We start from the raw sequence: 17,671 nt of genomic DNA on the forward strand, positions 1-17,671 counted from the left end.
TGGAGTAAAACCAATGGGGCAATTGCAGGCCATCATCGTTCCCGTCACGCCTTTCCAGCAGAATTGCACCATTCTGTTCGATAGTGAGACCAAGAAGGGGGTGGTGATCGATCCGGGCGGTGATCTTGACCGCATCCGGGAGGCGATCGAATCCCAGGGGATTGAGGTTGAGGCCATCTGGATCACGCATGGCCATATCGACCATGCCGCGGCAGCCCTTGATCTCAAGGAAGCCCTGAATGTGGACATTATCGGCCCGCACAGGGATGACAAGTTTCTGCTCGATAATCTGGAAACGACGGGCCTGAAATACGGCATCACCGAGGGCGTGCGCAATGTTACGCCGGATCGCTGGCTGGACGAAGGTGACAAGGTTTCCTTCGCCGGGCACGAGTTCGACGTCTTCCATACGCCGGGCCATGCGCCGGGTCATGTCGTGTTCTTCAATCCCGAAGCGCGGTTCGCAATTGTCGGTGACGTGCTTTTCAACGGCTCGGTCGGGCGTACCGATCTGCCGGGCGGTGATCACGCGGCGCTGATTCGCTCCATCAAGGAAAAGCTGCTGCCACTCGGTGACGATATCGGCTTCATTTGCGGGCACGGCCCCGGCAGCCGGTTCGGCGATGAGCGGCGTTCCAATCCGTTTCTGAACGACATTGGATATGCATAAATAAAAAGCCGCCTTTAAAGGCGGCTTTTTCTATTAAAGCGCGTTTCGATCTGACTGGATCAGATCGGCGCCCTAATCCTTTGTTTTGACGCGCATCTTGTTCCGAAAACCGTTTCACACTTTTCGGGATGCGCTCTAAACTCTGGCTTTAATTTGCAGAGCAGAAGTGATCGCGTCCGTCATAACCGCGATAGGTGCCGGTATTCGGATTGAACGACCGGTAGCGATCGGAGCAATACTGATACCAGCCGCGGCTCCATGGCTCATAGCTTGAGCGATAATAGGTCGCCTGGCGAGCCGGGGCTGCCGGGTAATAGGCCGGTGGCGGCGGAGGCGGTGCATAGACCGGGGCAGGCTGCACATAGGTTGGCTGCGGCTGGCTCAGCGCACTGCCGATGAGGGCGCCTGCTGCAAGACCGATCACGCCTGCGGCGACGGCGTCGCCATGGCCGCGATGCCGGTCGCGGTAGTAGGGACGATCCCAGCCACCACGATCCCAACCATGACGGCCCCAGGAATCTGCCGATGCTGTTGCAAGCGGTGCGGCAACTGCCGCGAGGGATGCCGCTGCCAGAATGGCTGTTTTCGCAAATCGGTTCATTGTTCGCTCCTTCAGAAGCTCGACTGTAATTTCTCCGATACGCTCGCCGAACGGGCACGCACGTATCGTTTATGAATAACTAATTAACTGTTTCGACATGAATGGAGGCTGAACAATGGTGAAGGGCGATGGAAAGCTGTCCGTTTCCGGTCAATTACACGCAGCATCTGTAATATTTCGCGCCTGAAGGATGATCCGTTCAGGGTTGCCTGCCGGCAATAAAAAACCCCGGCGAAAGCCGGGGCAAATGGTAGGTTCTTTTATGAACGATCAGCCGGTAACGGTGATGTTCACGGCCTTCGGGCCTTTGCCGCGACGATCCGGTTCCGTCTCGTAGGAAACCTTCTGATTGTCTGCGAGGCCAGTGAGGCCAGAAGCCTGTACAGCAGAGATATGTACGAAGATGTCAGCGCCACCGTCGTCCGGCTTGATAAAACCGAAGCCTTTTTCGGTATTGAAGAATTTGACCTGTCCGGTCTGTGCCATGGGATCCGTTCCTTTTCCTTGGCGCCACCGCTCTTGTGGAGACAGTGGTATTACAAATTCTGCCAAGCGCACCACACACCCGGCAGAGGGTTATGCAGGCAGTTCTCGACATTGGGAAGGAACCGATCATTGCCGAAGGGGAGCCTTCGACCCGGAACTTATAGCGGCCCCGGCACGCCGTTCTTCAGTCTTCCATTTGTTCGCTAAGTGCCCGAACAGGTGGAGACTGATCTATGAAGCGGTATTTGGCAAGCAAATTCTTTGGGGAGCATATGATTGGTTATCTTTGAACCGGTATCGTCATAATTTTTTACGATTGTTTCAAGAAAATCATGGACTCAATCCCAAAATAGAACAGGCTAACCCTAATATATCGCGAATTTAAACGGATATGTCCTGGTATTCTCATCGATTGCGCGAAACTATGCATGCGCCACCGGCGGCGCGCAGCTTTGCACAAATGCTGTCGGCTTCCCCGCGGCTGTCGGCGCCGATACGCACCGCATAGATGCCTCGCCGCCCCATCGGGGTCCGTATCCGGCTGATGACGGGATCGTGGCCTGCCAGCACGACGCTGAACTGCTTGCGCAGGCGCGCCCATTGATTGACGGCTGCACTGCGGCGGAAATTGCCCGCGACCTGAATGCCCCAGGGCTTGGGTTTCACGCGCGACATCGGAATCGTGGCACTGCGGATGATCGGCAGGCGCTTGCAGGCCTCATCGAATGCAAGCTTCGGATCGAGCGGACGGCTCACGATCTCCTTGCCTGCCGCGAAGTCGTCGGCGGGCGCGCCGGTTATATCCAGTACGTAATTTTCAGTTTCGAGCGGCAGGAAGCCGCCGGACCGCATCCAGCTTGAAACGCGCCCGGCCCCTGCATTATAGGCGGCGGCTGCAAGGCCCCAATTGCCGAATGCACCTTTCAGATCACGCAGGAAACTCGCGGATGCGGGGATGGCCTGCTCAATGTCGAAGGGATCGGCAAGGCCGCGCTCCTTCGCCGTATAAGGCATGAATTGCGCAATGCCCTCGGCACCGACAGGACTGACCGCGTTATGGTCGAAACGACTTTCCTTCCAGATCAGCCGGGCGAAGAAATCACGCGGGATGCCATGGGCGTCGGCATTGGCACCGATGAGCTGGCAGATGCGACCGACGGTCGGTGTCTTCTTCTCCGGTGGCAGGGGCGGCGCATAGACGGGCGGGTTCGGTTCACTGGCTGCATAGGACGAGGCGACGCCGAAAGGCAGGCTGAATAGCTGCGAAGCCAGAATAACCGCTATGCTGTGCCGGTACCGATTCATGCCGCCTGTTCCGCCCCTCAACTTCGGCCAAGGTAACCTATATGGGCGGCTTGTCGATATGGTCCGCAAGGTTTTGCACTTATGTAAAAAGACTTGCCCTTATCGCAGGTTGCGCCATCTTAGCCTTCGGGACAAAGGGAGAGGAAAATGCAATTTCATCAATTGAGACAATTAGCTGTGCTTGCGGGCGCGCTGCTTCTCGCCGGTTGCGTGGCTGAAGGCGGCGGAATGGATCATCGCCCACCGATGCGTCCAGGGCCGTCGCAGCCGCAAATCTGCCCGATGAATTATGCGCCGGTCTGCGCCACGCGCGGTTCTTCGCGCAAGACATTCGGCAATTCATGCCAGGCGAGAGCAGAAGGCTACCGCATCATCGCAAACGGCCAGTGCTCATCAAGGCCGGGTTCGGGTTGGGGCGGGGCTGGCGGAATGCATCCGCCGCATCAGGGCAACAGGCCGGGCATGGGCGCCTGCACGCGGGAATATATGCCCGTTTGCGCAAGACGCGGTAACGAACGGCGCACATTCCCCAACCGTTGCGAAGCCGACCGTGCAGGCTATCGCATCATGAATGGCGGACAGTGCCGCTGAAGTAAAGAAGTAAATATGGCGGCAGGCTATTCTGCTGCCATATATTAGGTTAAGCTAAATATAGTAATATTAATAAAGAAAATTTTTTCGTCTCTTGAAAAGCCGATTAAGAGAAGTAATATATAGTTTATGGGGTGCCCCACACGGGAAACGTCGGAAACGCTGCAACGCAAGATAGTCCGGATCACGGTCGCGCGTGAGTCAAGTGTTTACACTGTCAATTGGGAAGACAGTCAATATCATCTTAATCAATGGGATAACTCCTGTGGTTAGTTTCGATATCAGCGACTGTATCAAGATGCTGGCCATGGCCATCATTATCTCGATACCGGCAGTATAACATGTATCGTTGAAAATAAGGACGATAGTGGCGCAAATGCCATGTTAAAATGGCGGAGGTGATAACAGTACTATGCCTGCTGGTGTTGTCACCTCCACTCACTCTCATGATGAATGGGAGCCACGAGAGAAAGATATCAAGCACTATATTCACTTTGATAGAGCTATATCTCCCCAAAAAATTCAAAGAATAGCCAATGATCGTGTTGCGGTAGCGCGACATCCCTTTTTTCCTTTGCTTCGTTTTCATGAGCAGTGGACGAAGTTTAGAGATCAAAAAAAGCCAAAGAAGAAGAAGGTGCGCCCTCTAAGGTATGCGTCACGATTGGATGCGGCTATATACGCGCGCTATCGGTGTGAGCTCTCGGAATACTATGAAGAAGCTTTAGCTATCAAAGGAATTTCCAATGTTCCTGTTGCTTATCGGCGTCTTCCAAAGGAAGAGGGTGGCAACAAATGTAATATTGATATCGCGAAAGATGTTTTTTCTTTTATTAAAAAGACGGGAAAGTGCACTGTAACCGTCGTAGATATTAAATCATATTTCGAGAGTTTGGATCATCGAAGAATCGAAGCTGTATGGGCAGATCTTATTGGGAAAAGCCTTCCAGAGGATCACTTGGCTGTTTTTAAATCTTTAACAAAATACTCAATTGTAGATGTTGAGAAGCTGTTTGCCCGATTGGAAATGAAAGAGAAAGTGAGTGTTGGATCACGCAAGGAGAGGCGCCAACGCCGAATTGATGCTCTCAGGGCTAATGGTTATAGGCAGATATGTTCTCCAAAAGAATTCAGAGACATTGTGGCTGGGGGCAATGGCAAGCATCCGAGCCTGATACAAAAAAACGGATTTGATTTTGGTATTCCGCAAGGAACGCCTATTTCGGACTTAATTGCCAATTTTTACCTTCTCGATTTCGATAAAGAAGTGAATGAGCATGTCGACGCGTTAGGTGGAATATACCATAGATATTCAGATGATATTATTGTCGTTTTGCCTGCAGAAAATGTTGATTCTTTTGAAGACATGAAGATCTTTCTTCAGGATCGGATAAGAAAGTATGGAGCCAAAATTCAAATTCAAGATAAAAAAGTGTGCATTGGGGAGTTTAACGATATCGGTGCAACTCTTAACTACAGCCATTTATTTGGTGATGCGTCCAAAAATGGATTGGAGTACCTTGGGTTTGAATACGACGGGCAAAGAGTAAAAATAAAAAACTCAACGTTGTCTAATGCTTGGCGGAAACTAAAGCGGAAATCATACGGGCATGCTTGGCGCTTTGTTTTGAGATATAGAAACAAGGGCGAGGTATGGATAAGAAATAATTATCCATACCTCGCCCTTGAAAAGAGAATGCTGCAAAACGTCACTTTCAATCAGGATAACGGCTTTGAAAGTTGGACCTTCGTTAAATACGCACAACGGGCTAGCAAGGCATTTATTGGATTTTCTCCAATATTTTCCCAGCAAACGCGCCGATATCGTAGGCTTACTAAGACCATAATTCAAAATGATCTTGATAAAGCTATTGCTAGATATTTGTAATGGTCTAACGGTTTAATTGAGTCAACGCCCCGGACGGCCCGTCTTGCCGGGGCGGCGTTTCTTGCGCGCTGTTTCGGCAGGATCTTCGTAAGACCCGATACCTGCGCGCTCACGGCGGATTGCGGCATCGTTTCCACCACTTGGCACTTCAGTCCGCTTGACCGTCATTTCATCAAGCGTGTTCTTGCGGAATAGTGGCTTCGCCATGTCAGTGCCCGGTCCCATATCGTCAAGCGACGGCTTCTGGAACAAAGACGGCTTGCCAAGCGGGCGGGTGGTATCGGAGCCCATTTCATCCAGTGCCGGCTTGCGGAAACGCGAATTGCCGGTGGGCTTGCCCTTGTTGCGGCTTGCACCCGCATCGCCCGCCTCAAATTCGCGTGCCAGCGGATCGTCGGCAATAGCCAGTTCCGTCTCGCGCAAGCGCTTGATTTCATCGCGCAGGCGCGCGGCCTTTTCGAAGTCGAGATCGGCAGCGGCGTCGCGCATCTGCTTTTCCAGATGCTCCAGATGGGCGGCAAGATTGTTGCCCATCATCGCGCCTTCTTCCGCAAAGCCTGAAATATCCGCGCGGACATGATCGCGCTCGTAAACCGAGCCGAGAATATCCGAGATATTCTTCTTCACCGAAGCTGGCGTGATGCCATGCTCTTCATTATAGGCGACCTGCTTTTCGCGACGGCGGCTGGTTTCATCCATCGCGCGCTGCATCGAGCCGGTAATATTGTCGGCGTAGAGAATGACCTTGCCGTCGACGTTACGCGCCGCACGGCCAATCGTCTGGACCAGTGAGGTTTCCGAACGCAGGAAGCCTTCCTTGTCGGCATCGAGAATGGCGACGAAGCCGCATTCCGGAATGTCGAGACCTTCACGCAGGAGGTTGATGCCAACCAGCACGTCGAAGGCGCCAAGCCGCAGGTCGCGAATGATCTCGATACGCTCCAGCGTGTCGATGTCGGAGTGCATGTAGCGAACGCGCACGCCCTGTTCATGCAGATATTCCGTCAGGTCCTCGGCCATGCGCTTGGTCAGCACCGTGACCAGTGTACGGTAACCCTTCTGCGCGGTTTCGCGAATTTCGCCGAGCACGTCGTCAACCTGCGTCTTGGCAGGCCGAATTTCGACCGGCGGATCGATCAGCCCGGTCGGGCGGATGACCTGTTCTGCGAACACGCCGCCAGCTTCTTCCATTTCCCAGCCGCCCGGCGTTGCCGAAACGGCAATGGTCTGCGGGCGCATGGCGTCCCATTCCTCGAAACGGAGCGGGCGGTTGTCCATGCAGGATGGCAGGCGGAAACCATATTCGGCAAGCGTAGCCTTGCGGCGGAAGTCGCCGCGATACATGCCGCCGATCTGCGGAACCGTGACGTGGCTTTCGTCGATGAAAACCAGCGCATTGTCGGGAATATATTCGAACAGCGTCGGCGGCGGCTCGCCGGGGTTACGGCCGGTCAGATAGCGCGAATAGTTTTCAATACCCGCGCAGGAACCGGTTGCTTCCAGCATTTCCAGATCGAAGGTCGTGCGCTGGTCGAGGCGCTGCGCTTCCAGAAGACGACCGGCATTGTTCAGTTCGACAAGGCGATGTTTCAGCTCTTCCTTGATCGACTTGATCGCCTGATTGAGGGTCGGGCGTGGCGTCACATAGTGCGAATTTGCGTAGATCTTCACCGACTTCAGATCGCCGGTCTTCTGGCCCGTCAGCGGATCAAATTCGGTTATGGTCTCGATCTCGTCGCCGAAAAGCGAAATGCGCCAGGCGCGATCTTCCAAGTGGGCCGGGAACAATTCTATCGTGTCGCCGCGCACGCGGAACGAGCCGCGCACGAAATTGATATCCTGACGTTTATATTGCTGGGCCACGAGATCGGCGAGGAGCTGGCGCTGGTCAAGCCGGTCCCCGATCTTCATTTCGAAGGTCATGGCCGTATAGGTTTCCACCGATCCGATACCGTAAATACACGATACGGAGGCGACGATAATCACATCGTCGCGTTCAAGCAGCGCGCGGGTGGCTGAGTGGCGCATCCGGTCGATCTGTTCGTTGATGGACGATTCCTTCTCGATATAAGTGTCCGAGCGCGGCACATAGGCTTCCGGCTGGTAATAATCGTAGTAGGAAACGAAATATTCGACGGCATTGTTCGGGAAGAAGCTCTTGAACTCGCCGTAAAGCTGCGCGGCCAGGGTCTTGTTGGGCGCGAGGATAAGGGCAGGGCGCTGCGTCCGCTGGATGACCTGCGCCATGGTGAAGGTCTTGCCCGAACCGGTGACGCCGAGCAGGACCTGCGTGCGGTCGTCGTTGTCCAGCCCTTCCAGCAGATCGCGAATAGCTGTCGGCTGGTCGCCGGACGGCTCGAAACTGGTTTCCATCTCGATGGCGATGCCGCCTTCGGATTTTTCCGGGCGGGCCGGGCGGTGAGGCGTCCAGAGTTCGCCATTCTTGAACAGCGGATTGCCGGAGGCAATCAGGTCCGACAGGGCCTGAACCGTTGCCGTTGCACCGGATGGATTGAGCCCCGCTGCGTCTTCCAGGCTGATATCGAGACCGGCAACGGGATTGAGGCCAGCCGCCGCACGCTCCTTGGCGGAAGCAGCGCCACCCATGGACGTGCCGCGCCCGCTGCGCGACGCTTCCTTGCTGCGCTCGGGAATTTTCTTGGGTTGTTTTGGATTTTTCGCGCGGGGCTTCGCAGCCTCGTCGCCGATCTCCTTCGCCCAATCAGCAATGGGGCCAGATAGGGGCGCGCCGGAAAACTCGGCCTGAGGCATTTCGCCGAAACCACCTGAATGCGGCGCTTCACCGAAGCCGCCAGCCTTGTCGTGCGAATCCTGGGAGTGTTTGTCTTTTGAGGAAGCCATGCCCTCAATATGGAATTTCAGCGTCCAAATGAAAAGAGTGCGAAGGCGAAATCCTCCGTACCCTTTTCTTATCCAGCGATACTCCTGACAGGAGGCTGTCAGGAGGCGCGGTTTTTCCAGAGTGCTTTACAGCCTGCCGCCGGGACGCATGCGGGGGCCCGGACCGAAACCGTGCCCGAAGCCGGGGCCAAAACCGGGATGATAACCCGGATGGTCACGCCAGCCTGGACGGTCCGTCCAATGTGGGCGCGGTGGCCCCCAGTTCGACTGGCAATTGCGCCCGATGCAGCCATTATAGACATTGCCGCCGCCGCCCCAGCCGCGATAAGGGCCGGGACCCCAATAGGGACCGCTATTGGCGGACAGGGCCGAACCGATGGCGATGCCTGCGATGAGCGGTATGCCGACGGCTGCGGCGGTCGATCCGAAATTGTCGTTCGTCGTGTAGCCGTTGCCGGTCTGAATGGCGATATAGCTCGAGGCTGCCCAGCCAGTCATGCCGCCATAAGTCACCTGGCACCAGCCATAACCGCTGGTGCAACCGGCAACCGTGATGCCGACGCCATTGGGGATTGCGCCGATAGCTCCGTACTGAGTTCCGGGGCCTACGCGAAGATTAATTGTCGATGTTACGATTGCCGATGATGCATAAGCATTGGCTGAAACAAGAAGTGCTAATGTAACTATGGAAGTTCTTGCCGATAGTTTCATATATCATTCCTCTAATATACTTATTTGAATTACTTATATCACGAAGATTATTATTTTCGTGCATCACGATTTTTCGATTTCAATTCATGATTAATGGATATCTATCTCTTGAAGTTGACATTCATGCTAACGGTTTAAGCGCTTTATGCGGTACTTTTCTTCGCGGCGGGCTTGTCTCATATTAGAGACCGACTCTCTCAAGCACTTAAGGACTGACATTGATGAGTACTGACAATGAGCCGAATGGCACGCTGACCATCCGCGTTTCCGCCATGCCCAAGGACGCCAATTCAGCCTATGATATTTTCGGCGGCTGGGTGATGGCGCAGATGGATATGGCCGCTGGCATCCGTTCCGCCGAGCGCGCCAAGGGGCGCACGGTGACAGCGGCGGTACGCGAGATGTCATTCGCCCGGCCGGTAAAGATCGGCGACACGCTCTGCGTATACACGGAAATAACGCGGGTAGGCCGCACTTCCATCACACTGCGGGTCGAGGCCTGGGCGAAGCGCTATCTCAGCGATAGGCGCGACCTCGTTACTCATGCCGAATTCGTTATGGTTTCCCTGGACGCGAACGGCAAGCCGACACCGGTGCCGCCGGAAGAATAAAGCATCGTCAAGCCCGGCATTGCGCCGGGCTTATTTGCAGGCGCGATAGCCGCTGCGGCGCTGCATCAGGTCGAAATGGAAGTGATCGGCATGTTCCGGGTTATAGCCGGGACCGAGAACCGTCGAGAAATAGCCGCACGCATCGGAACGTACGCTGTTGAGCAGGCCTTTTTCGCGGAAGGCGAAGAATCCCGGCTTGCGTACCATGATGTTCTTGCCATTGTTCAGCACGATCTTGGTGACATCGATGGCATTGCCGCGTGAATGTTCCGACATTTTCGCGCCGCGACGGTTGTTCATGGTGCGGCAGGAATAGCCCCCGGCATTATAGATCGTGCTCACGCCGGACAGATAGCGCATCCGGGAGGCGGGTTGCAGGTCGCCCTTGATCCAGCGCGCAAAGGCTTCAGTCACCTGACAGTTCAGTGTCGCTGCGGGTTTGAAGGCGATGGACCCGCTGTTGAAGCCCGATACTTCAATCGGGTTTTCGATATGGCAGGAACTGCTGCGATAGATTGTCGGCTTTTCCTTGAAGACGACGCCGAGCCGCTTCAGGCGCGTGCGGCAAGCCGCTTCCGCATTGGACATCGTGTAGATGTTTTCGGCGGCGGTCACCGGATTTTGAATGGGGGCCGTGAAGCCGTAGTCGTCGGAATATTGCGGCTGGCTCTGCTGTGGGGATCGCGCGACATGGTTTTCTTCCTCTTCGGCAAGCCCGACGACGCGCTCTTCCTGCGGCGCTTGCATGACAGGTGCTTGCATGACGGGTGCCTCCACGACAGGGGCATTAACCGGGGCAGCACTTGCGACCGGCGCGTCGGGAACCATCATATCGGAATTGCCGACACTGGCCTGCGGGCGCGGGGCGCTCTCGCCGGAACAACCTGCGATGATGGCCAGCAGGGCGATGGATAAAGACGGGGCCAGACCCCGCAACCGGGTGCGCTGGCGGCTGACTGGAGCGGTGGCGGACAACACAGAACTCATGTCCATACCTTTTCTTCAGGAGACCAGACCGATGGCGTTCCACGAATATTAGCTTGCAAGCGTAAAGGAAGAGTCAGCGCCCGCGTTAAGGGCTGTGGCGTAAACGGGGCAGCGGCCAGAGCATAATCCGACCAGAGTGAAACGCGCTCCGGGGCGCGGCATTGGCAAAATGTCGCCATTGTTCTATCACCATGCTGCGGCTTCGGGCCATGCCGCAGCCAACATCCTCCCGGTCCCTGAAGTCACTTCCATGTCAGCACTGATTTCGCCGAGCGTTCTGCCGATCCTGCTTCTCATCGGCTCGAACATCTTCATGACATTCGCCTGGTACGGGCACCTGAAATTCACCAATACGCCGCTTGTCACCGTCATTTTCATTAGCTGGGGTATCGCGCTGATCGAATATTGCCTCGCGGTTCCGGCCAATCGCATCGGGCACGAGATCTATTCGGCGGCGCAGCTCAAGACCATTCAGGAGGTCATCACGCTGGTGATCTTCAGTCTGTTCTCGGTGTTCTACCTCAAGGAAGCCTTTACATGGCACCATCTGCTGGGCTTTGCGTTCATAGCGGGTGGGGCAGCTCTTATCTTCAAAGGGTGATTGGGATCATTCGGCAGGGACAAGATCAGACTTGCGTTTCCAGAACATGGGGATGAGTTCCACCGCCATCATGGCGGCGAAGATCAGTCCGCAGCCGATAAAGCCGATGAAGGTCACCCGCTCGCCAAGGAAGAGCGCGCCGAACAGGGCGGCGAAAAGCGCTTCCGATGCCAGGAAGATCGCGGCCTGTGCGGAAGTCGTATAGCGCTGCCCGATAGCCTGCAGGGTGAAGGCGATGCCGGACGAGAACACGCCTGTGAAGAGGATTTCCTTCCAGGTGAGCGCGATGGCGGTCCAGTTGAAGTCTTCGACCATGGATGCGATGGCAAGCCCTGCGGCGGCGCTGGTTGCGAACTGGATGCAGCTCAGCGTTATCGGCCGTCCTGCACGGTTTGCCCTGCTGATCAGGACCACCTGCAAGGCCCAGAAGACTGCGCCGCAAATGACCAGCCAGTCACCCTGCTTGAGCGCGTTCAGCGTTCCGCCGGAAAGCAGGAATATGCCTGCAAGACATGCCGCCGCACTTGGCCACACGACCGGATGGGGCCATGTGCGAAACAGAATGACGCCGAGCACGGGCACCATCACGACATAAAGCCCGGTCAGAAAACCGGCATTGGTGACGGATGTGGTGATAAGCCCGATCTGCTGGAGGACAAGCCCGGTGAACAGGCTTAGTCCGATGAACATGAAGAAGAGATAGTTCGAGCGGCTCAGGCTGGTCTTCGCCCGGCGCCCTTCGGCTACGGCCCATGGCAGGACCGTGAGCGACGCAATTGCCGAGCGGATGCCGATGAACAGAAACGGACCGATACTGGCCATCGCCGTCGATTGGGCGACGAAACCCATGCCCCAGATGACGCCTGCCAGAAGCAGCAGCATATTGGCCTGTACGCGCGTCATCATTGCCTCGTTTCGAACTTTTCAGGATATGTCACAACAGAAAGAGAAACCGGACGCTTTTCAGCCTTTCCCGATCTTCATGCTATAGGCAATATTATGGGCAGACGGCAAGATAACTTCCGATTCTGCGACATTCGTGCATTTGGCATGCATTTGGCATGCATTTGGTTAGAGCGATTTCTTACTGACGGGGTGTTTATGCTCACTTTAAATAGTCAATCCGCTCTCGCGGCATCGATTGCCACAGTGATGCTGTTTCTGGCGGGTGGGGAATCGCAGGCTGCCTTCAAGAAGGTTCGTGACACGCTGGTTCTTTGCGATTTCGCGCAGAACTGCACTTTGACGCTTACACCGGTCGCAAGCGACGGCGCACCGGGGCTTGGCATCTTTCGCAGCAGCCAGTCCGGCTCGAAGCCATTGCTCAGGCTTTCCTATGTCGATCCATCACAGAAAACCGGCAAGCTGGAGATTTCCATCGACGGTCAAACACTGCTTGATGTCGATGTCTCGGCTTTGAAGGCTGAGGACGATCAGCTCGATTATACGGGCGATCTTGCCAAGACGCTCGATGCGATGAAGAACGGCCAGAAACTGCAACTGAAATTTGCCGGAAAGACCTCGACCTATTCGCTTTCAGGCCTTGTTGGCGGGCTGATCTATGTGGACGAACAGCAATCGCGCGACGGAACCATCGAGGCATTGCAGGTCAGAGGCAGCAAACCGGCACCGATTCCGCCGCAGCTCAAGCTGATTGAAACGGTCGAAGAAATACCGGCAGAAATCCGCAAGGATTTTTCAGATGAAGCGGCGGTTTGCGGCGGGGCCAGCCCCGGCACGTTCCGCAATGCAGGCGGTTTCGAGACGAAGGTTGCCGATGGTCTTGACCTCATCGGCCTGCCTTGCGGTTCGCCGGGCGCCTATAACCAGCCTTATGCCTTCTATAGCCGCTATGAAAACAAGATCGTGCCGATCTCCCTGCCGACCATTTCCGATGATGGCCCGACAGTGACCGATACGGCATGGAATATCGACTGGTCACAGAAAGCCTTGACGCTGACAGCCTTCTTCAAGGGAAGGGGGCTTGGAGATTGCGGCATCTATGATGTCTGGAAAGCCACGGACAGCGGCGAGGGCCGGGTGCGTTTCGTTCTGCTGCAAGAACGGTCAAAAGGCGATTGCGATGGCAATTACGCCGGAGGTCCGGAGAAGTGGCCCGCGAGCTGGCCGATCAATGCGAAATAGGGTCCGTTCATGGGCAGAGTTGACAGAGGCATATTTTTCCGCGTGAAATGGTTGATGGAAGTGCTATAGTTCTGTGAACGGTTATTCGAACGGTTCCGAGGCGGATGTTTCGGTGACCGTTTTCTTTTTGTGTGTCGAAGGCTGGCTGGCCTTCGAGAAGCGCCTCGCACTATCCAAGCAATGCGCGAGGTGAGGCGGGCAAATCAAACTGCCGGTGCGTGCAGGGCCTCGGGGAGAGGCCAAGCGCCGGACGAAGGAAAGGACTGGGTATGGAAAAGTTCCCTATGACCCCTGGCGGTTTCGAAAAGCTCAAGGAAGAGCTGCGCTGGCGTCAGCAATCGGAGCGTCCTCGGATTATTGAGGCAATCGCTGAAGCGCGCGCGCATGGCGATCTGTCGGAAAATGCGGAATATCACGCTGCGAAAGAAGCCCAGAGCCTGAATGAAGGTCGTATCAACGAACTGGAAGATCTGGTTGCACGCGCCGAAATTATCGACGTTTCGAAGCTGTCGGGCGATCGCATCAAGTTCGGCGCCACGGTCACCATGATCGACGAGGATACGGAAGAAGAAAAGGTCTACCAGATCGTCGGCGATCAGGAAGCCGACGTGAAGGAAGGCCGCATCTCCATTTCATCGCCGATTGCGCGTGCCTTGATCGGCAAGGGCGAAGGCGACACGATTGAAGTCAACGCTCCTGGCGGTTCGCGTTCCTACGAAATCATCGGCTTGAAGTTCGTCTGATTTCCGTGCCCGCGCATAAGCCAGATTCCGTACAGGTTCGCGTTCAGGACGTCGAGGTGGTGGCGCCGAATTTCAAGCGCCGCCTCTCCGGTGTCACATCGACGATTGTTCAGCTCATCCCTTTGCAGCGTGCAAAGGGCCTGAACATTGCGACGATGGGACCGGGCCTGCCGGACACGCTTCCGCATCTGGGATGGAGCGCTCTTTGGTCCTTCTGGTCGAAGCCCAGGACGAAACCGTTCCGCATCTGGCACGCGCGACGCAATATCGAAATGCTCGCCGGTATTTTCATGCGCGACGTGCTGCGCATGAAACTGAGGCTGATCTTTACCTCGGCTGCACAGCGGGACCACAAGCCTTTTACCAAATGGCTCATCCGCCGCATGAATGCGGTAATTGCAACAAGCGGTCGCTCGGGGAGCTTTCTCGAAGTTCCGCATCAGGTCATCATGCATGGCGTGGACCTGCAGCGGTTTCATCCGCCTGTCGGCGACGAGGATAATTTCACGGCGTCGGGTTTGCCCGGAAAATATGCTGTCGGCTGTTTCGGTCGTGTGCGTTCCTCCAAGGGAACGGACCTTTTTGTCGATGCAATGATTGCGCTTTTGCCGAAATATCCGGACTGGACGGCGATCATTACCGGACGAACGACTGCTGAACACCAGTCGTTCGAAGACGCACTGAAGGCAAAGATCGCCTCAGCCGGCCTGCAGGACCGCATCCTCATTCTGGGGGAAGTGCCGGATATCCGCGTCTGGTATCGCCGCCTGACGCTTTATGTTGCGCCTTCGCGCAATGAAGGTTTCGGGCTGACGCCGCTGGAAGCCATGGCGTCGCAAACGGCAGTCGTTGCCAGCGATGCGGGTGCCTATGCAGAAATGATCGTGGATGGCACCGGGACATCGGTTGCTGCTGGCGACGGGGACGCCCTGCGCAAGGCTATCGAGCCGTATCTGGCCGATCCGGCTCTGGCCAAGCGTGATGGCGAAAATGCTCTCAGGCATGTTCGCGCCACGTTCCCGCTCGAAAGGGAAGCCGCTGCAATCAGCGGCGTTTACGAGCGCGTATTCGCCGGGAAGTAATAAGTAACCCCCGGCGCAAAATCTAGAGTGGTTCCAGTTAAAACGGAATCGTGGGACCGCTCTATCTCTTTGTTTATACACATTATCCTACGCAAAACCGCTTCGCACTTTTGCTGGAAATGCTCTAATATTTAAAGGATCATCAGTGGCTCGTCCTTGACCGGACGAATGGTCAGAGCTGTGCGCACGGAATCCACATTGGGAGCGGCGGTCAGTTCCTCAATCACGAAGGTCTGGAACGTGTTGAGATCGCGCGCGACGCAATGGAGCAGGAAATCAGACTCGCCCGAAACCATCCAGGCGCGGCGTACCAGCGGCCATTGCTTGGTTTTCTCGGCAAACGCCTTGAGATCCGCATCGGCCTGACGATGGAGGCCGACCGAACAGAAGGCAACCAGATCCTGCCCGAGCGAATTGCCATTGAGAATGGCACGATAGCCCCGGATGACGCCGCTTTCTTCCAGTTTGCGCACGCGGCGCAGGCAGGGCGGAGCCGAAATGCCGACACGTTCGGCCAGCTCGACATTGGTGATGCGCCCGTTATTCTGGAGCTCCCGAAGGATTTTCCAATCGATTTCATCCAGATCGGCCTTGATCGGCATGCGTAACTCCGCGCGCAAGGAAATTTCATTCCGGGGTAATTATAGAACATTCGTCGCCATTGTGGCGCAATCTAATCCTGCTCATATCAAATGAAACGGGCGGATGTAAACCGCCTAAAGCATGTCATCCAAAAGTGGAAACCGGTTTTGGGAATAAAGACATGCCCAAGCAAAATGTTAAGGCGCGTCGCGCTTTAACGCTCTGTCACCGCACCCAAAAAGCGCGAGTGAACAGGATATACACGGTAACGAGCTCCAGACGCCCGACCAGCATCAGGAATGAAAGCACCCACAGTGCAGGGTCGTGAATGGTGGAAAAGTTGCCGACGGGGCCAATCGTGTCACCAAAACCGGGGCCGACATTGGAAAGTGCGGTCAGTGCGCCGGTGAAGGCCGATACGAAATCGAGGCCGAGAGCAGCAAGCAGCACCGCACCGATGACGAGCGACGCGCAATAGAGAAACAGGTACAGAAGCACATTCTGCGCGATTTCGCCGGAAATTTCCGAGCTGCCGTAACGAATCTTGATGACAGCGTGCGGCATGATGAGCCGGGCGAGATTGGCCTGTGTCAGGCTCCAAAGGATGATGAGGCGATTCATCTTGATGCCGCCGGACGTGGAGCCTGCGCAGCCGCCGAGAAACGAGGCAAGAAAGAAAATTCCGATCGCTGGCGGTCCCCACAGCGAATAGTCTTCCGTCGCATAGCCGGTCGTGGTCATGACCGACACAAAGTGAAACGAGGCCGAAATCAGCGCATCGCCAAAAGGCACATTGGAGCCGAGCCTCAGAACCACTGCGAGCGCGAAGCTGAATGCGATGACGATTGTGAAGAACAGTTTTACCTGCGGATCGGCCAGCAGTTCCATGCGGCGAGGCATGAAGGCCTTGATGTAAAGCACGAAAGGCAGGGCCGAGAGCGCCATGAAAATCGTGGAAACGACCAGCAGCAGGCGGTTCCCTTCATAAAAGCCGATGGAACTGTCGTGGGTTGAAAAGCCTGCCGTGGCCACGGTCGTCAGGCCATGGTTGATGGCGTCGAACACACTCATGCCAACGGCAAAATAGGCGATGGTGCAAGCAGCCGTCAGGCTGAGATAAGCCAGTACAATGCCCAGCGCTATCTGGTTCATGCGCGGGAGGATTTTCTCCGATTTGTCGGAATTCTCCATATGAAAGAGCGCAAGCCCGCCTGCCCGCAGCGAGGGCAGCATCAGGAGTGCCAGGCCGATAAAGCCGACGCCCCCGATCCAGCAGAGAAGCGAGCGCCACAGGAGAATGCCGCGCTGCATGTTGTCGAGCCCGGTCAGCGCTGTCGCGCCGGTGGACGTGACGCCCGACATGGCCTCGAAGAACGCCGTCGCATAGCTGATGGGCAGATGCGAAAAATAGAGCGGGATCGAGCCGAGAAAGCTTGCTGTGAGCCAGAGGCACGCCGTCAGCAGGAAGCCGAGGCGCGGGGTGAAACGCATGGTCTGGTTTTGCGTGGCAAGCAGGATCAGCGCAGAAAGGGCGCCTGTCGCGGCAGCCGAGCGCACGAAGATCAGCCAGTCGTCGCTTCCATCGCGCAGGTCGATGGCCGCAGGCAGAAGCATGGCAGCAGCCATGATGAGGCCGAAACGCGCACAGATATTGGCGACTGTCTTGTAAATGGCGGCCGGCTCCGGGGTTGGGCGAATTATTCCTTATATCAAGCTTGTTTAGCGTGAGATCGATCCACCCGCAACGTGCTGGCGTGAAAGGGTTGGCGTAAAAGGTCACAAGCTGTGGCTAAAGCTCAGCAATTC

17 protein-coding genes are annotated in these 17,671 nt (G+C 55.9%); 8 read left to right on the forward strand and 9 right to left on the reverse strand.

The annotated features are described in order from the left end of the window. Window positions 1-13 precede the first annotated feature (13 nt). Complete coding sequence (locus F9K91_RS14040) at window positions 14-670, forward strand: MBL fold metallo-hydrolase (RefSeq protein ID WP_151556070.1); 657 nt, start codon at window positions 14-16, stop codon at window positions 668-670. Window positions 671-818: 148 nt separating this feature from the next. Here the strand turns inward: F9K91_RS14040 and F9K91_RS14045 are convergent, their stop codons facing one another. The 3 genes from F9K91_RS14045 to F9K91_RS14055 form a co-directional block, all read right to left on the reverse strand. After that, window positions 819-1,271 (reverse strand): BA14K family protein, encoded by a 453-nt coding sequence (locus F9K91_RS14045; RefSeq protein ID WP_151556071.1) that lies wholly within the window; start codon window positions 1,269-1,271, stop codon window positions 819-821. A gap of 270 nt (window positions 1,272-1,541) precedes the next feature. Continuing rightward, window positions 1,542-1,757, reverse strand: a complete 216-nt coding sequence (locus F9K91_RS14050; protein WP_006471910.1) for a cold-shock protein — start codon at window positions 1,755-1,757, stop codon at window positions 1,542-1,544. Between the two features lie 405 nt (window positions 1,758-2,162). Beyond that, complete coding sequence (locus F9K91_RS14055; RefSeq protein ID WP_151678009.1) at window positions 2,163-3,062, reverse strand: SPOR domain-containing protein; 900 nt, start codon at window positions 3,060-3,062, stop codon at window positions 2,163-2,165. Between the two features lie 147 nt (window positions 3,063-3,209). Here F9K91_RS14055 and F9K91_RS14060 point away from each other — a divergent pair, with 147 nt between their 5' ends. Next, window positions 3,210-3,653, forward strand: coding sequence for a Kazal-type serine protease inhibitor domain-containing protein (locus tag F9K91_RS14060; RefSeq protein ID WP_151678010.1), 444 nt, complete (start codon window positions 3,210-3,212; stop codon window positions 3,651-3,653). A gap of 412 nt (window positions 3,654-4,065) precedes the next feature. After that, entirely contained in the window at window positions 4,066-5,541 is a 1,476-nt protein-coding gene (locus F9K91_RS14065; RefSeq protein WP_151678011.1) for a reverse transcriptase domain-containing protein, read from the forward strand. A 21-nt stretch (window positions 5,542-5,562) separates the two neighbouring features. Here F9K91_RS14065 and uvrB read toward each other — a convergent pair whose 3' ends face one another. Further along, the gene (gene uvrB, locus F9K91_RS14070) at window positions 5,563-8,313 is read right to left on the reverse strand and encodes an excinuclease ABC subunit UvrB (RefSeq protein ID WP_412842166.1); all 2,751 of its coding nucleotides are present in this window, start codon (window positions 8,311-8,313) and stop codon (window positions 5,563-5,565) included. Between the two features lie 216 nt (window positions 8,314-8,529). Continuing rightward, window positions 8,530-9,114: an SH3 domain-containing protein gene (locus tag F9K91_RS14075; protein ID WP_151678013.1), complete on the reverse strand. Its 585-nt coding sequence runs from the start codon at window positions 9,112-9,114 to the stop codon at window positions 8,530-8,532. 221 nt (window positions 9,115-9,335) lie between these two features. On the opposite strand from F9K91_RS14075, the gene F9K91_RS14080 reads away from it, so the two are divergent. Next, the gene (locus F9K91_RS14080) at window positions 9,336-9,725 is read left to right on the forward strand and encodes an acyl-CoA thioesterase (RefSeq protein ID WP_151556078.1); all 390 of its coding nucleotides are present in this window, start codon (window positions 9,336-9,338) and stop codon (window positions 9,723-9,725) included. 30 nt (window positions 9,726-9,755) lie between these two features. Here the strand turns inward: F9K91_RS14080 and F9K91_RS14085 are convergent, their stop codons facing one another. After that, window positions 9,756-10,712 carry an extensin-like domain-containing protein gene (locus F9K91_RS14085; protein ID WP_151678028.1) on the reverse strand — a complete coding sequence of 319 codons (957 nt, stop codon included), beginning with the start codon at window positions 10,710-10,712 and terminating at the stop codon, window positions 9,756-9,758. A gap of 250 nt (window positions 10,713-10,962) precedes the next feature. Between F9K91_RS14085 and F9K91_RS14090 the strand changes: the two genes are divergently transcribed. Next, window positions 10,963-11,313 (forward strand): DMT family protein, encoded by a 351-nt coding sequence (locus F9K91_RS14090; protein ID WP_151556096.1) that lies wholly within the window; start codon window positions 10,963-10,965, stop codon window positions 11,311-11,313. A gap of 6 nt (window positions 11,314-11,319) precedes the next feature. Here the strand turns inward: F9K91_RS14090 and F9K91_RS14095 are convergent, their stop codons facing one another. Continuing rightward, the gene (locus F9K91_RS14095; RefSeq protein WP_151556080.1) at window positions 11,320-12,216 is read right to left on the reverse strand and encodes a DMT family transporter; all 897 of its coding nucleotides are present in this window, start codon (window positions 12,214-12,216) and stop codon (window positions 11,320-11,322) included. Between the two features lie 192 nt (window positions 12,217-12,408). Between F9K91_RS14095 and F9K91_RS14100 the strand changes: the two genes are divergently transcribed. From F9K91_RS14100 to F9K91_RS14110, 3 genes are all read left to right on the forward strand, one after another. Further along, the gene (locus F9K91_RS14100) at window positions 12,409-13,458 is read left to right on the forward strand and encodes a DUF1176 domain-containing protein (RefSeq protein WP_412842165.1); all 1,050 of its coding nucleotides are present in this window, start codon (window positions 12,409-12,411) and stop codon (window positions 13,456-13,458) included. A gap of 269 nt (window positions 13,459-13,727) precedes the next feature. Continuing rightward, window positions 13,728-14,201, forward strand: coding sequence for a transcription elongation factor GreA (gene greA / locus F9K91_RS14105; RefSeq protein ID WP_151556082.1), 474 nt, complete (start codon window positions 13,728-13,730; stop codon window positions 14,199-14,201). A gap of 5 nt (window positions 14,202-14,206) precedes the next feature. Then, on the forward strand, window positions 14,207-15,283 hold the full coding sequence (locus F9K91_RS14110) for a glycosyltransferase family 4 protein (RefSeq protein ID WP_151678015.1): 1,077 nt from the start codon (window positions 14,207-14,209) through the stop codon (window positions 15,281-15,283). 131 nt (window positions 15,284-15,414) lie between these two features. Here the strand turns inward: F9K91_RS14110 and F9K91_RS14115 are convergent, their stop codons facing one another. Then, a complete protein-coding gene (locus F9K91_RS14115; protein ID WP_006471903.1) occupies window positions 15,415-15,885 on the reverse strand; it encodes an Lrp/AsnC family transcriptional regulator in 471 nt (156 codons plus the stop codon). Between the two features lie 205 nt (window positions 15,886-16,090). Continuing rightward, on the reverse strand, window positions 16,091-17,491 hold the full coding sequence (locus F9K91_RS14120; protein WP_151556084.1) for a TrkH family potassium uptake protein: 1,401 nt from the start codon (window positions 17,489-17,491) through the stop codon (window positions 16,091-16,093). Window positions 17,492-17,671: the final 180 nt, after the last annotated feature.

Source organism: Brucella tritici (assembly GCF_008932295.1).
In the GTDB taxonomy this organism is placed as follows: Bacteria; Pseudomonadota; Alphaproteobacteria; order Rhizobiales; family Rhizobiaceae; genus Brucella; species Brucella tritici.